The organism is Alteromonas sp. ABV4_150, from assembly GCF_056311745.1.
Genome location: NZ_CM149971.1, coordinates 446951 through 460941, shown reverse-complemented (window position 1 = coordinate 460941; position 13991 = coordinate 446951). Strand labels below are relative to the sequence as shown.

Sequence of the window (13991 nt, the reverse complement as noted above, 5' to 3'; positions counted from 1 at the left end):
AGGGGAATGTTCCGCGGCGCTAACGCAATCAATCTGGATACAAAAGGCAGACTGGCTATACCGACGAAGTATCGTCAGTCGCTGCTGGATGATTGCCAGGGACAACTGGTCTGCACAGTCGATACACAACAAAGTTGTTTGCTGCTTTACCCACTTCCCGAATGGGAAGAGATTGAGCTTAAGCTCTCTAAACTTTCAAGCATGATCCCAGCCGAGCGTCGTTTGCAGCGATTGCTACTAGGTTATGCTTCAGAAGGTGAGATGGATAAAAGCGGGCGCATTCTTATTCCTACTCCGCTGCGAAGTTTCGCAAAACTCTCAAAAGAAGTCATGTTAGTTGGTCAGTTAAACAAATTCGAAATTTGGGATGCCGATATTTGGGCACAACAAGTTGAAGCTGATATAGACACCGAACGCAAAGGCGAATTTGAACTTACCGAACGATTACAGGACTTTTCTCTATGACGCAGCCTAGCGAATTTAAACATATTTCAGTATTGCTTGACGAGTGCATTGAAGCGCTGGCGATTAAACCGGATGGTATCTACATAGACGCGACATTTGGCCGCGGTGGGCATTCAGCGCATATTTTAGAGGCATTAGGCGATAACGGACGCCTCATTGCCTTTGACCGTGACCTTCAAGCTATTAAAGCGGCCGAACGCTTTGCCGATGACAAGCGCTTTAGCATTATCCACTCACCGTTTGGGGATATGGCAGAGGAAATAGATGCGTTAGGTTTAACTGGCAAGATTGACGGTGTGCTTATGGACTTGGGCGTATCTTCACCTCAACTTGACGATGCTGAACGCGGATTTAGCTTTCTGCGCGACGGCCCGCTCGACATGCGTATGGACACCTCTCGCGGTCAAAGTGCCGCTGATTGGTTGGCTAGTGCAGAAGAGCAAGACATAACACAGGTCATTAAAGAGTTTGGTGAAGAAAAGTTCGGCAAGCGTATTGCCCACGCTATTGTAAACACACGCAAAGAAACGCCTATTACGCGTACTGCACAGCTTGCCAAAATCATTGATGAAGCCGTACCCGTAAAAGACAAATTCAAGCACCCTGCAACCCGCGCATTCCAGGGTATTCGCATATATATCAATGCTGAGTTGGAGCAACTTCGCGTGGGTCTTAAAGCTGCCACTCAAGTGTTAGCAAAAGAAGGCCGTTTAGCCGTTATTTCATTTCATTCGTTAGAAGACCGCTTAGTAAAGCGCTTCATCAAGGATCAAAGTAAAGGTAAAGTTGTACCGCACAATTTACCGATTACCCAAGCTGAAATAGATGCAGATAAAGTGCTAAAAGCTCTGGGCAAAGCAATAAAACCTTCAGAACAGGAGATTGCGAACAACGTTCGCTCCCGCAGTTCCGTATTACGTGTGGCAGAAAAGTTATGACCAAAGCCACACCAAACAAGGCAAGCACTAATTTTAAATTACTGCTTATTATTGTTTCAGATTTGACCCGCAACAAATTGCGGGTTTTGTTGTATTTAATGGTTATCACAAGTGCCATGGCTGTGACCCTTAGTAGCCATCACAATAGACAGCAAGTGATAGCTCTTGAAGACCTCATGCAAGAAAAAGATGAGCTTGATGTTGAGTGGCGTAACCTAGTGCTCGAACAGCGAGCGTTGACCGAGCATAACCGCATAGAAAATCTGGTTGAAAAGCAGTTAGAAATGTACCGTGCCACGGCAGACGACGAAGTAGTGGTGAGGCTAAAGTGAGTACATCTGCACTTTCTCGTAAGCACAAAAAGACAGGCGCAAAACAAAATGTAACGCCAAGCTTAGTGCACTGGCGCTTTGTGGTTGTGCTTGTTGTTATCATGCTAGTGTTTGGCGTGTTAGCCGCACGCGCAGCTTACATTCAAGTTATTGAACCTGATGAGCTTATTCAACAAGGCGATAACCGCACGCTTAGAACCCGTGATATGCCGACCTATCGCGGCCTTATCACTGACAGAAACGGTGTTGAGCTAGCGGTAAGTGTCCCTGTTCGCGCTATTTACGCAGACCCCAAAATTATTCATGAAAATGAAGGTTTTAAAGAAGAGCGTCGCTGGGAAGCGCTCGCGGATGTGCTGCGCCAAGACGTAAATGAATTGAAAGATAAAGTGGCAAACCCCAAGCGCCGCTTTGTCTACTTACAGCGCCAAGTGTCGCCCGCCATGGCAGAATACGTTGATAAACTGGACATTCCAGGCATTTATCTTCGTCGCGAAAGCCGACGCTACTATCCTACGGGTGAAGTTTCAGCGCAGTTAATTGGCGTTACCGATGTAGATGACACCGGCGTTGAAGGCTTAGAGCGCATGTATAACGAGTGGCTAACGGGCACGCCGGGTTCTCGTAAAATACGCCGCGATGCAAAAGGGCGTCAGGTTGAAATATTAGAAACGAAGTCGGGTGAAAAAGCCGGCGACCTGCAGCTGACTATCGATCAGCGCATCCAAGCGCTTGCTTACAAAGAAATCAAAGAGGCCATGATTTACTATCAATCAAGTTCGGCTTCAGCCATTGTAATTGATGTAAAAACCGGCGATGTATTAGCTATGGTTAACGCGCCTTCATTTAATCCGAACGATAGAAGTAAATTATCTGCACATCGAATGCGTAACCGAGTTATTACCGATGCATTCGAGCCGGGTTCAGCATTGAAGCCACTGGCAGTGCTTACTGCATTAGAATTCGGTGAAGTTGAGCCTGAAGATTCAGTAAACACCCACCCAGGTTGGATGCGTTTGGGCGGCAGTCTAGTAAAAGACTCACGCAACTATGGAGAGCTAACGCTAGAAGAAATCATTCAGCATTCCTCGAACATGGGCACATCTAAACTGGCGTTGTCTGTGCCTAAACAGTTCCTGCTTGATACCTACTACAACATGGGCCTTATGAGTGATACCGGGCTGAACATGGCAGGCGAGAGCAGTGGTATTTTCCACGAGCGTAGTCGCTGGTCTGAATTTGAGTTAGCCACATTGTCGTTTGGATACGGTATCTCTGTAACTACGGCACAGTTGGGGCGTCTTTACGCTACCTTGGCAAACGGCGGTACAAAGACACCACTCAATATAATCAAGTCGCCAGAACAACCATCGTGGCAAGCTCAATCAGAGCGGGTGATCAGCGAAGAAAACGCAAAAGCCATTGTTCAAATGATGGAAAGCGTAACCCAGCGCGGCGGCACGGCAACCAAAGCTGCAGTTCCTGGCTATCGCGTAGCAGGTAAAACAGGTACTAGCCGCAAAGCGGTAGCTGGCGGTTACGGGGAAGAGTACGTGAACATTTTTGCCGGTATTGCACCCGTGTCTGACCCAAGGCTAGTAACTATTGTGTTGATCAACGAACCCGGCGGCGATTTGTATCACGCAGGTGATACCGCAGCACCTGTATTTTCGTCAATTATGGGTGGTGCACTGCACATGCTCAACGTGACGCCAGATGACAAACAAGTTACTTCAAGTCGCTTATTGATGGGAGGTCAAAGTGGTAGTTAGTGCCTTTATTCAAAGTATTAAAGCCTTGTTAGCAAAATTTGGAGTAGATGCGCCCGATATTCGCATTGAAGGTCTAACATTGGATAGCCGTGAAGTGAATACGCGCTTAGCGTTTTTGGCAATTAAGGGCCACGAACGTGATGGTCGCGATTTTATACCACAGGCAATAAGTTTAGGGGCCCGTGTAATTCTGGCGCAAACTGAAGACAGTAGCGCTCACGGTCAAATGGAAATGCGCGACCACAGCGTCATCATTTCGCTATATGAATTACCGCAAATGCTTTCTGCATTAGCTGCTGCATTTTATGACTACCCAGCCCAGAAAATGACCACGGTAGCAGTAACAGGGACAAACGGAAAAACCTCTACAGTTCAAGTGCTTACCCAGTTGAAAGATGCTTTGGGTACACGTAGCGCAAGCATAGGAACCTTAGGTAGCAGTGTGTTTGAAGGCGATGAAACCCAGTGGTCGAACACGCCGGCAGCAAACACAACGCCCGATGCCATACGTATGCAGTACTTGTTGGCAGACTTTGTGCAAAGTGAAGTGCGCCATACGGCCTTCGAAGCAAGTTCTCACGCATTGGTTCAGGGGCGGCTTGGTACAGTAAAAACCGATATCGCTGTTTTCACCAACCTTACTCGAGATCATCTCGATTATCACGGCACTATGGAAGAGTACGGCAAAGCCAAGCGCTTGCTGCTTCAGCAGCCAGGTTTAAAGGCTGTGGTATTAAACGCTAATGATGGTGAAAGTAAGAAGTGGCATGGTGCAGCAGAAAAGACGATTACGCGTATTTGGACAGGTATAGACGAAAGTGGTTCGGATATAAGCGGTGAAAATGAGTTCATGCGCGAGCATAACAATCCTCAAAGTCGCCATTGTTTCGCCACAAATGCTTTTTATCATGCAGGTGGATGTAGCTTTGAACTGGTAAGTTCGTGGGGAAGCGCAGCTATTTCATTGCCACTATTTGGAAAGTTCAATATTAGCAATGTACTGAGTGCTATAGGTACTCTACTCGCTGAGGGTGAGCGTTTTGATGACGTTGTTAATGCGGTAAATGCTATCACTCCAGTACCCGGGCGAATGGAAGTATTTCCTGTTACGGGTGCTGCTAACGTGGTAGTGGACTACGCGCATACGCCTGATGCACTAGAAAAGGTGCTGTTAAGTGCCAAATTCCACACCACGGGCAAAGTATGGTGTGTGTTTGGTTGTGGTGGCGACAGAGACAAAGGTAAGCGACCATTAATGGGGCAGGCTGCTGAGTCAGGCGCTGACGCTATTGTGATCACCACCGACAACAGCCGAAGCGAAAGCCCTGAGTCTATTGCCAAAGACATCATTGCAGGCTTAAAAAATTCTGAGTTGGCAGTGTCTATTCCCGACCGCGAACAAGCTATTCGTCACTGCCTTGAGCATGCGCATGAAAGCGACATCATCATCGTGGCCGGAAAAGGCCATGAAGACTACCAAATTATTGGTGACAAAAAGACTAACTATAACGAACGTGCAGTTGTGGCGCGACTGCAACAGGAGTACAGCAAATGATAACAACAACGCTGTCATGGATAGCCGAAAAGGTTAATGGGAAATTATTAAAAGGTGCTGCAGACGTTGAAGTCTCAGCGGTAAGTACCGATACCCGCACCCTTGAAGATGGCGCAGTTTACTTAGCCTTGAAAGGCCCGAATTTTAATGGCCACGATTTTATTTCAACGGCAGAGAAAACAGGAGCAAGTGCGGTTATTGCCAGTGAAGACGTAGCAACCTCGTTACCTGTCATCATGGTTGAAGATACCAAAGAAGCACTTGGTCTATTAGGTGCGGCAGTAAAAGCTTATGTGGCGCCAAAAACCATTGCGATTACCGGAAGCAGTGGCAAAACCACCGTAAAGGAAATGTGTGCCGCTATTTTGGAGCGAAGAGGCAATGTATTAGCCACAAACGGTAACTTCAATAATGATATCGGTGTGCCGCTAACCCTTCTACGCCTAGAGCCTCAGCATGAGTACGCAGTGATGGAGTTAGGCGCAAATCACATTGGTGAAATCGCCTATACCACGAACCTTGTTAAGCCGGACGTCGCGACTATCGTAAACGCCGCCGCTTCTCATCTAGAAGGCTTTGGAAGTTTGCTTGGCGTTGCGCGTGCTAAAAGCGAAATTTTTAAAGGTTTGGGCAGTGACGGCGTGGCGGTAGTCAATGTTGATAGCCAGTTTTCTGAATTTTGGCAAGGCAAACTTAAACAGACCAAAACGCTAACGTTTTCGCCCCAGCAGAAAAACGATGCTGATTTTAGAGCAGAAGATATCACCATTGGGCTAGATGGATGCGCCGCATTCCATTTGGTTTGCCCACACGGTGAAATGGCAATCCAGCTAAAAATACCTGGTGTCCACAACGTGGGTAATGCTCTTGTGGCTGCTGCGCTAACGATACACGTTGGTGCAACGTTAGAAAATGTACGCGACGGTCTATTATCTATGCAGCAGGTAAGTGGTCGTCTAAATGTGAAGCAGCTTACTGAGCAGGTTCGCCTTTTAGATGACACCTACAACGCCAACGTGGCGTCTGTAAATGCGGCAATTGATACGCTAAGTAGCTTTTCAGGTATTCGCGTTCTTGTTCTAGGCGACATGAAAGAGTTGGGTGAAAAAGCGCGTTTCTATCACGAGCAGGTGGGGGAATACGCTAAACAAAAAGGACTTAATTACCTGTATACCATGGGTGTTTTGAGTCAATCAGCCAGTGCTGTGTTTAATGAAAATGGTGGCCATTTCAGCGATGTTGAAAGTCTGTTGGCCGCAATGGAGAGTGATTTGTTAGTGCAGCAGCGCGATATTTCAATTTTAGTTAAAGGTTCACGCAGTTCAAAAATGGAACGCGTGGTAGAGGCGGTCGAGGCCTCTGCGCTGGGAAAGCACGATAGCCGTCGGGAGCGAATAGCATGTTAATTTGGCTAGCCGACTGGCTGACACAATTCGATTCAGGGTTTAACGTATTTTCATACCTTACCCTTCGCGCGATTTTAAGTACCTTAACCGCGTTACTTATTGCGATTCTTATTGGCCCAAAGATGATTCGTTATTTACAGCGTATGCAAATTGGTCAGACTGTGCGCGACGATGGCCCTGAAAGTCACTTGTCAAAATCAGGCACGCCTACCATGGGCGGGTTACTCATACTCGCAGCAATCGTAGTAAGCGGCCTACTTTGGGCTGACCTCACTAACCGTTATGTGTTGGTAACCCTAACTGTGGTTGTGGCCTACGGTATTATTGGGTTTGTCGACGACTACAGAAAAGTGATCCGTAAAGACTCTAAAGGGCTTATCGCGCGCTGGAAGTATTTCTGGCAATCGGTAGTAGCGTTGGGCGTTGCGTTCTATTTATACAGCAGCGCAACAATAAGCGCTGAAACCTCGCTACTGGTGCCCTTCTTTAAAGAAGTGTTCCCGCAGCTAGGGGCCTTTTTCATCATCATTACTTATTTTGCCATTGTAGGCACCAGTAATGCGGTAAACCTTACTGATGGATTGGACGGACTCGCTATAGTGCCCACCATTTTGGTGGCAGGTGCATTCGCTATTTTTGCCTATGTAACAGGAAATGCGAACTTCGCTGAATATCTGAACATTCCTCATATTCCGCTCACCAGTGAACTCGTAATTGTGTGCACCGCCATGGTTGGTGCAGGGCTAGGTTTCTTATGGTTCAACACCTATCCAGCACAAGTATTTATGGGGGACGTTGGTTCACTAGCATTGGGGGGCACGTTAGGCGTACTTGCTGTGTTAGTGCGTCAGGAACTGGTGTTAATCATTATGGGTGGTGTTTTTGTTATAGAAACTCTGTCGGTCATTCTTCAGGTAGGTTCTTACAAATTACGTGGTCAGCGAATTTTTCGTATGGCGCCTATTCACCATCACTATGAATTGAAGGGCTGGCCGGAGCCGCGCGTTATCGTGCGTTTTTGGATCATTTCGATCATTTTAGTTTTAGTGGGTTTAGCTACCCTAAAACTAAGATAAGCGGTTAAGAGATAAATACTAATGACATATAACGTACGTGAGCATAGTTATGTAGTCGGTGGCCTAGGTGTTACAGGTCAGGCTTGCGTACGTTTTTTGTTGCAACAAAAGGCAACGGTTAAAGCGTTTGATACACGTGCTAATTTTACTGTAGTTACTGACCCAGATTCTGATTTTGATGGTGATCTCGACTCTGACATGCAAGCTTTTATGGCAGAGAAGGTCACCTGCAATGCCCTCAGTAAAGATTACTTCGATGGTGTAGACACCTTGGTGTTAAGCCCAGGACTGGCCCCTGATATTGAACAAGTTGCCTGGGCAAAATCTTGCGGAGTAGAGGTCATTGGTGATGTTGAGTTGTTTGCCCGCCTAAATACACCTGAAAATAGCACTGCGCCAACTAAGCGAGTGGTTGGCATTACAGGCTCTAACGGTAAAACCACGGTTACTTTATTAGTGAACCATCTGCTTAAAAGTTGTGGCGTAAAAAGCATTGAAGCGGGTAACGTGGGCCGGCCTGTACTTGAAGCGCTACAAAGTGATGCAGATGTAGTAGTAATGGAGCTATCAAGTTTTCAACTTGAAACAACCTCTAGCCTGGTGCTTGAAGCTGCCACTGTTCTTAATATTTCCGATGATCACCTAGACCGTCATATCACCCTTGAAGCATATATTGATGCCAAGCATCGCATTTTTGATAACGCAAAATCTGCGGTTGTATGGCGAGACGGTGAGTTTGTAGCGCCTAAAGAACCGCTAGCATCACAAGAGTTCATTGAATATGGTTTAGGGGAGTCGTCTACAGGGTTTGCAATTGCCGCTTTTGAAGATAAAAGTGACGGTTCAAGCGATAAACAAAGCCTGTTTATTACGTTTAACGGTGAAAAGCTTATTGCGTTAAGCGAAATTCATCTAGCGGGCATGCATAATGTGTTAAACGTCATGGCTGCATTAGGCATTTGTCTGCAACTTGGCGTATCGCCTGAACTCGCGGTTACACATTTGAAAAGCTTTAAATCTGCGCCTCACCGATGTGTTGAAATAGCCTGTGTAAACAATGTTCGCTATATCGACGACTCAAAGGCAACCAACACTGGTGCCACCATAGCAGCTCTCCAAGGGTTAGCTCCAGCCCTAAAAGGAAGGCTTATTCTTATTGCTGGTGGTGACGCTAAAGGTGCTGATATAGCCAGCCTTACACCATATCTAGAGCAGTACGTTGCTCATGTATTCGCCTTGGGCAAAGATGCACACCTATTTGAAGAAAGTTATGCGCATACTACTCGTGTAGCAACGATGAAAGATGCCGTAAAAGCAGCAACAAGACTTGCTGCCCCTGGTGATGTAGTGCTGCTTTCGCCTGCGTGTGCAAGTTTGGATATGTTTAAAAACTATATGCATCGCGGTGACGTGTTTAAACAAGATGTACACGACCTACATAATTTACACAGTAAGGGCGACGGCGCTGTGGGGGGGACATCATGATGACTGCCTCTACCAAACTTAGCGTGTTATTTGCCGCGAAGCACGACGGGCAGCCCTCGGCGACGCATCCCTATGATGTAACGCTGATTTTGATTGCACTGGCTCTGATGAGCATCGGCGTTGTTATTGTTACGTCAGCATCAATGCCGGTGGCCGATAGGCTGCACGACAACCCCTTCTATTTTGCTATTCGCCACGGTATTTACATTGTTGGGGCGATCGTTGCCGCTATGGTAGTGCTGAATTTGCCCATGCAGTTTTGGCGCATGACCAATCCCTATCTTCTGCTCGCGGCCATCGCGCTATTGCTAGCAGTACTGGTAGTGGGAAGAACTGTTAACGGGAGTACCCGTTGGTTGGCGATTGGACCTATAACCATTCAAGCTGCCGAGCCAGCTAAGCTCTTTTTCTTTGCCTATTTGGCGGGTTATTTGGTTCGCCGTTACGAAGAAGTGACCGAAAATCTAAAAGGATTTATTAAACCCCTTGTCGTGTTCTTTGCGTTAGCGATGCTATTACTGCTACAGCCAGACTTAGGTACCGTCGTTGTGATGTTTGCGACCACAATCGGCTTGTTATTTTTAGCGGGTGCACGGCTTTGGCAGTTCTTTGCACTGGTGTTTGCAGGCATATTGGCGGTTGTAGCGCTTATCGTGTTTGAAGAATACCGTATGAAGCGCGTTACCTCCTTTTTAGACCCTTGGGCCGACCCTTTCGGTGCTGGTTATCAGCTAACCCAGTCCTTAATGGCCTATGGCCGCGGTAACTGGTTTGGGCAAGGCCTAGGCAATAGTCTGCAAAAACTGGAATTCTTACCCGAAGCACACACTGACTTTGTTATGGCCATCTTGGCGGAAGAGCTAGGCTTTGTTGGTGTGCTTGCAGTACTCGGCCTTATTTTGTGGATGGTGTTGCGTGCGCTAAGTATTGGAAACAAAGCACTTGAAAAAGGGCGCGCGTTTGATGGTTACATGGCTTACAGCATAGGCATCTGGTTCAGTTTCCAAACGGCGGTAAATATTGGTGCAAGCGCCGGTATTCTGCCAACAAAAGGGTTAACACTGCCGTTAGTTAGCTACGGCGGCTCGTCTCTTATCATCATGTCAGTAGCAGTAGCCATATTACTTCGTATCGATTTTGAATTACGGGTTGATGGTGTACAGGCGATTGGCCGGGGCGACAGCAAGTCCGGTAAGAGCAAGGCCCGCCGTAAAAAGCCTATTCCTACAAGCACATTGAAAACTAAAGCGTCACAAGCTGAAGATGGGGCAAGTGTTGATAGCGAGGCCGATGAAGCGGATTTTTCTACCGCGACGGTTGAAGCTAAACCTAGCGCCAAAACATCAAGCGCAGAAGATGAAGGAAAAGCTGGCATTAAAGCTATACTCGCGCGGGTAGCGCAGGAGGCTGATAATGGCTAAGCGTTGCTTAATTATGGCTGGCGGTACAGGCGGACATGTTTTCCCTGGCCTTGCAGTGGCAAACGCGCTTCGAAATGAAGGTTGGGATATTCATTGGCTAGGCACCGCCGAGCGGATGGAAGCGCAAGTTGTGCCTAAGCACGACATACCTATTCACTTTATTCCAGTAAAAGGGCTTCGTGGCAAAGGTGTTTCGGCACGTCTTCAAGGTGCTGTTGCGTTAGTTAAAAGCTTATTTTCTGCAAGACGAATTATAAAGCGCCTTCAACCTGATATCGTTGTTGGGTTTGGCGGTTACGCTAGCGGCCCTGGTGGGGTTGCTGCAAAAAGCTTAGGTATTCCCGTTATTGTGCATGAACAAAATGCAGCGGCAGGCATGACCAATAAGCTTCTTAGTAAATTCGCAAGTCGCGTGCTTCTGGGCTTTAACGATGCCAAAGAACAATTTTCAGGTGGCGCTACTAAGGTGCATACTGTGGGCAATCCTGTTCGTGATGAAATTTGGCAGGTGAAGCCTAAATCTGTGGACATTGACGCAGACGCTCGTGAAAACACCACAGAGCATAAACAAAGCCTTAATTTACTTGTTGTAGGCGGCAGTTTAGGCGCGCAAATTCTCAATGACACCGTCCCAGAAACATGCGGTGTGCTAGAAGGTTTATCAATAAAACACCAGTGCGGTAAAGGTAACAGTGAAGGTGTCATCAAAGCCTACACGTCGGTGGGCGCAGATATGTCGAAAATCGATGTCAGTGATTTTATTGATGACATGGCGGCAGCGTACGAATGGGCAGATTTTACTGTCTGCAGAGCCGGTGCGCTTACGGTAAGTGAAGTTGCAGCTGCCGGACGTGCGGCGATTTTCGTTCCGCTACCTTTTGCGGTAGACGATCACCAAACAAAAAATGCGCAATCGTTAGTAAAGCAAAATGCGGCACTAATGATTGCACAATCTGTATTGAAAGAAAATTTGGGGCAGGCGGTGCGTCAGTGGTTAAAACACCCTGAAGACTGCTTAAAGATGGGCGCTGTAGCAAAAACATGTGCAAGCACTCATGCCACGGAAAATGTAGTAAGCCACGTAAAAAGCGTGGTAGGAGTAGGGGACTAATGGTTTTTAAAACCCCATTTGAGAGCCCGCAAATGCGCAGGGTTAAAAATATATTCTTTATTGGTATCGGCGGTGCCGGTATGGGTGGTATTGCCGAAGTATTATTAAACGAAGGCTATGCTATTGCTGGCTCTGACATTCAAGAAGGGCCAATGACACAGCGCTTAAGCGAATTAGGCGCTGATGTGAAAATTGGCCATCGCGCTGAGAATGTTGAAGGCATGGACGTTATTGTGGTGTCTAGCGCCATCAATGAGCAAAATCCCGAGATTATCGTTGCTCGCGAAAAGCGCATTCCAATTATTCGCCGAGCAGAAATGCTGGCAGAACTGATGCGATTCCGCCACGGTATTGCGGTGGCGGGTACGCACGGCAAGACGACCACAACCAGTTTAATTTCAACGATTTTCGCAGAAGCGGAGTATGACCCTACATTTGTTATAGGTGGACTGCTTAACAGTGCTGGTACGAATGCGCGTTTGGGTAAGAGCCGCTATCTGATCGCAGAGGCTGACGAGAGCGATGCGTCCTTCCTTCATTTGCAGCCGATGGTTTCTGTGGTAACCAATATTGAAGCCGACCATATGGATACTTATGGTGGCGATTTCTCAAAGGTAAAAGACACCTTTGTCGATTTCTTGTCGAACCTACCGTTTTACGGCCAAGCCATTGTGTGCGGTGACGATGCGAATATTCAAGAGATCCGCCCTCGCATAGGCCGAAGCATTCTCACCTACGGTTTTGAATTACATAATGACTATCGCGCCGAGAATATTTCACTGTCATTTGGTAAAGCGAGCTTTACCGTTATTCGACCAGAGCGCGAGCCGCTAGATATTACGTTGAATCTCACTGGCAACCACAATGTGCTTAATGCCCTAGCTGCTATTGCAGTGGCTTGCGATGAAGGAGTGGATGACGATGCTATCATTCGTGCACTTGCTAGCTTTGGTGGGATAGGCCGTCGATTCGAGCAGTTAGGTACGTTTACTACCAGTAAAGGTGAAATGTGTTTGGTGGATGACTATGGTCACCACCCAACGGAAGTTAGAGCAACTATAGCTGCGGCTCGGGCAAACTGGCCTGATAGGCGCTTGGTTATGGTCTACCAGCCTCATCGCTTTACGCGTACCCGCGACCTTTATGAAGATTTTGTTGAAGTACTGTCGAGCGTTGATGCGCTTTTGCTTCTGGATGTATATGCAGCGAGTGAGCAGCCTATTGAAGGGGCTGACAGTAAAGCATTGTGTCGCTCAATTCGCCTGCGAGGTCAAATTGAGCCTGTGTATGTAGGCGATAAAGACGCGCTGCCAGGGATTTTGGCGAATATCATGCAAAACGGCGATATCGTCATGACTCAAGGTGCTGGTAACATCGGACAAATTGCGAAGCTTCTAGCACGCCATGAGCTAGAGCCAGCAGCACTTGTTGAAGAAGGAGAGCAAAATGAATAGTCCTTCGATAGGTGTTCGCTTGCAAAAAACTCATTCACCCAGTGAGTATGGCAAAGTAGCAGTGCTGCTTGGTGGTGATTCTGCAGAGCGCGAAGTATCTCTTAATTCAGGTAACGCGGTATTAAAAGCGCTATTGAGGCAAGGCGTAGATGCCTTTGGTTTTGACCCAGCAGAGCGACCGCTTACTGATCTTCTTGAATTAAAAGTAGACAGAGCACTTATCATGCTTCACGGTCGTGGCGGTGAAGATGGCTCTATGCAAGGGGCCCTCCAGTTCCTAAAAATTCCCTACACGGGAAGCCCCGTTTTAGGTTCTGCGCTGGCAATGGATAAAATTCATACTAAGCAAGTGTGGCAAAGTTTAGGCCTACCCACCGCAAAATATGAAATTGCTGATAAAAGGCACTTTGAAGCTGGTAAGTGCAGCGCTATAATGGATAAATTGGGGAATGAAGTCATGGTAAAACCGGCCAGAGAAGGGTCGAGTATTGGCATGGCGAGAGTGACAAGCGCTAAACAACTCGAAACTGCCATTCAGGACGCCTTTAAATACGATAATCAAGTCCTGTTGGAGCAGTATATAGACGGCCCTGAATTCACTGTTTCTGTATTACAGGGGCAGGCGTTGCCGTCTATTCGCATGTCTACTCCACATACATTCTATGATTATGCTGCGAAATACCAGGATAATACAACAGAATACTATTGCCCAAGCGGTTTGTCTGAAGAGCAAGAAGCACAGCTAGCAAAATTAGCATCCCGTGCTTTTGACGCTATTTCTGGCAGCGGCTGGGGTAGAATTGATGTTATGCAGGACAACCAAAGGCAATTTTACTTGCTAGAGGCGAACACAGTACCTGGCATGACAGAAAAGAGTTTGGTGCCTAAGGCTGCCAAAGTTGCAGGATTTACATTTGATGAACTGGTACTAAGTATTCTTTCTACCAGTTTCGATGACGTTGCAAACAAGGCGTAA

At 47.2% G+C, this 13991-nt stretch carries 12 protein-coding genes; all 12 read left to right on the top strand.

Annotation, left to right across the window (positions count from 1 at the left end; all coding sequences use genetic code 11):
• Positions 1-6 precede the first annotated feature (6 nt).
• The 12 genes from mraZ to ACYX4M_RS01945 are packed head-to-tail and all read left to right on the top strand — an operon-like array spanning position 7 to position 13991.
• A complete protein-coding gene (gene mraZ, locus ACYX4M_RS02000; protein WP_024016783.1) occupies positions 7-465 on the top strand; it encodes a division/cell wall cluster transcriptional repressor MraZ in 459 nt (152 codons plus the stop codon).
• A complete protein-coding gene (gene rsmH, locus ACYX4M_RS01995; RefSeq protein ID WP_476081672.1) occupies positions 462-1403 on the top strand; it encodes a 16S rRNA (cytosine(1402)-N(4))-methyltransferase RsmH in 942 nt (313 codons plus the stop codon). The genes mraZ and rsmH overlap by 4 nt, the downstream gene beginning before the upstream one ends.
• Complete coding sequence (gene ftsL, locus ACYX4M_RS01990; RefSeq protein ID WP_334056719.1) at positions 1400-1735, top strand: cell division protein FtsL; 336 nt, start codon at positions 1400-1402, stop codon at positions 1733-1735. The genes rsmH and ftsL overlap by 4 nt, the downstream gene beginning before the upstream one ends.
• On the top strand, positions 1732-3507 hold the full coding sequence (locus ACYX4M_RS01985; protein ID WP_476081671.1) for a peptidoglycan D,D-transpeptidase FtsI family protein: 1776 nt from the start codon (positions 1732-1734) through the stop codon (positions 3505-3507). The genes ftsL and ACYX4M_RS01985 overlap by 4 nt, the downstream gene beginning before the upstream one ends.
• Positions 3497-5062, top strand: a complete 1566-nt coding sequence (locus ACYX4M_RS01980) for a UDP-N-acetylmuramoyl-L-alanyl-D-glutamate--2,6-diaminopimelate ligase (protein ID WP_476081670.1) — start codon at positions 3497-3499, stop codon at positions 5060-5062. Before ACYX4M_RS01985 ends, ACYX4M_RS01980 begins: the two co-directional genes overlap by 11 nt.
• The gene (locus ACYX4M_RS01975) at positions 5059-6468 is read left to right on the top strand and encodes a UDP-N-acetylmuramoyl-tripeptide--D-alanyl-D-alanine ligase (RefSeq protein ID WP_476081669.1); all 1410 of its coding nucleotides are present in this window, start codon (positions 5059-5061) and stop codon (positions 6466-6468) included. The genes ACYX4M_RS01980 and ACYX4M_RS01975 overlap by 4 nt, the downstream gene beginning before the upstream one ends.
• Positions 6462-7544, top strand: coding sequence for a phospho-N-acetylmuramoyl-pentapeptide-transferase (mraY, locus tag ACYX4M_RS01970; protein WP_476081668.1), 1083 nt, complete (start codon positions 6462-6464; stop codon positions 7542-7544). The genes ACYX4M_RS01975 and mraY overlap by 7 nt, the downstream gene beginning before the upstream one ends.
• A 21-nt stretch (positions 7545-7565) precedes the next feature.
• Positions 7566-9029 carry a UDP-N-acetylmuramoyl-L-alanine--D-glutamate ligase gene (gene murD, locus ACYX4M_RS01965; RefSeq protein ID WP_476081667.1) on the top strand — a complete coding sequence of 488 codons (1464 nt, stop codon included), beginning with the start codon at positions 7566-7568 and terminating at the stop codon, positions 9027-9029.
• Entirely contained in the window at positions 9026-10450 is a 1425-nt protein-coding gene (gene ftsW, locus ACYX4M_RS01960) for a cell division protein FtsW (RefSeq protein ID WP_476081666.1), read from the top strand. The genes murD and ftsW overlap by 4 nt, the downstream gene beginning before the upstream one ends.
• Positions 10443-11561 carry an undecaprenyldiphospho-muramoylpentapeptide beta-N-acetylglucosaminyltransferase gene (gene murG / locus ACYX4M_RS01955; protein WP_476081665.1) on the top strand — a complete coding sequence of 373 codons (1119 nt, stop codon included), beginning with the start codon at positions 10443-10445 and terminating at the stop codon, positions 11559-11561. Before ftsW ends, murG begins: the two co-directional genes overlap by 8 nt.
• Positions 11561-13015, top strand: a complete 1455-nt coding sequence (murC, locus tag ACYX4M_RS01950; protein ID WP_476081664.1) for a UDP-N-acetylmuramate--L-alanine ligase — start codon at positions 11561-11563, stop codon at positions 13013-13015. The genes murG and murC overlap by 1 nt, the downstream gene beginning before the upstream one ends.
• Positions 13008-13991: a D-alanine--D-alanine ligase gene (locus tag ACYX4M_RS01945; RefSeq protein ID WP_476081663.1), complete on the top strand. Its 984-nt coding sequence runs from the start codon at positions 13008-13010 to the stop codon at positions 13989-13991. The genes murC and ACYX4M_RS01945 overlap by 8 nt, the downstream gene beginning before the upstream one ends.

Excerpts from the sequence above, each read along its gene's own strand:
- mraZ (WP_024016783.1), top strand. The coding sequence starts at position 7 with ATGTTCCGCGGCGCTAACGCAATCAATCTGGATACAAAAGGCAGACTG.
- rsmH (WP_476081672.1), top strand. The coding sequence starts at position 462 with ATGACGCAGCCTAGCGAATTTAAACATATTTCAGTATTGCTTGACGAG.
- ftsL (WP_334056719.1), top strand. The coding sequence starts at position 1,400 with ATGACCAAAGCCACACCAAACAAGGCAAGCACTAATTTTAAATTACTG.
- ACYX4M_RS01975 (WP_476081669.1), top strand. The coding sequence starts at position 5,059 with ATGATAACAACAACGCTGTCATGGATAGCCGAAAAGGTTAATGGGAAA.
- mraY (WP_476081668.1), top strand. The coding sequence starts at position 6,462 with ATGTTAATTTGGCTAGCCGACTGGCTGACACAATTCGATTCAGGGTTT.
- murD (WP_476081667.1), top strand. The coding sequence starts at position 7,566 with ATGACATATAACGTACGTGAGCATAGTTATGTAGTCGGTGGCCTAGGT.
- ftsW (WP_476081666.1), top strand. The coding sequence starts at position 9,026 with ATGATGACTGCCTCTACCAAACTTAGCGTGTTATTTGCCGCGAAGCAC.
- murG (WP_476081665.1), top strand. The coding sequence starts at position 10,443 with ATGGCTAAGCGTTGCTTAATTATGGCTGGCGGTACAGGCGGACATGTT.
- murC (WP_476081664.1), top strand. The coding sequence starts at position 11,561 with ATGGTTTTTAAAACCCCATTTGAGAGCCCGCAAATGCGCAGGGTTAAA.
- ACYX4M_RS01945 (WP_476081663.1), top strand. The coding sequence starts at position 13,008 with ATGAATAGTCCTTCGATAGGTGTTCGCTTGCAAAAAACTCATTCACCC.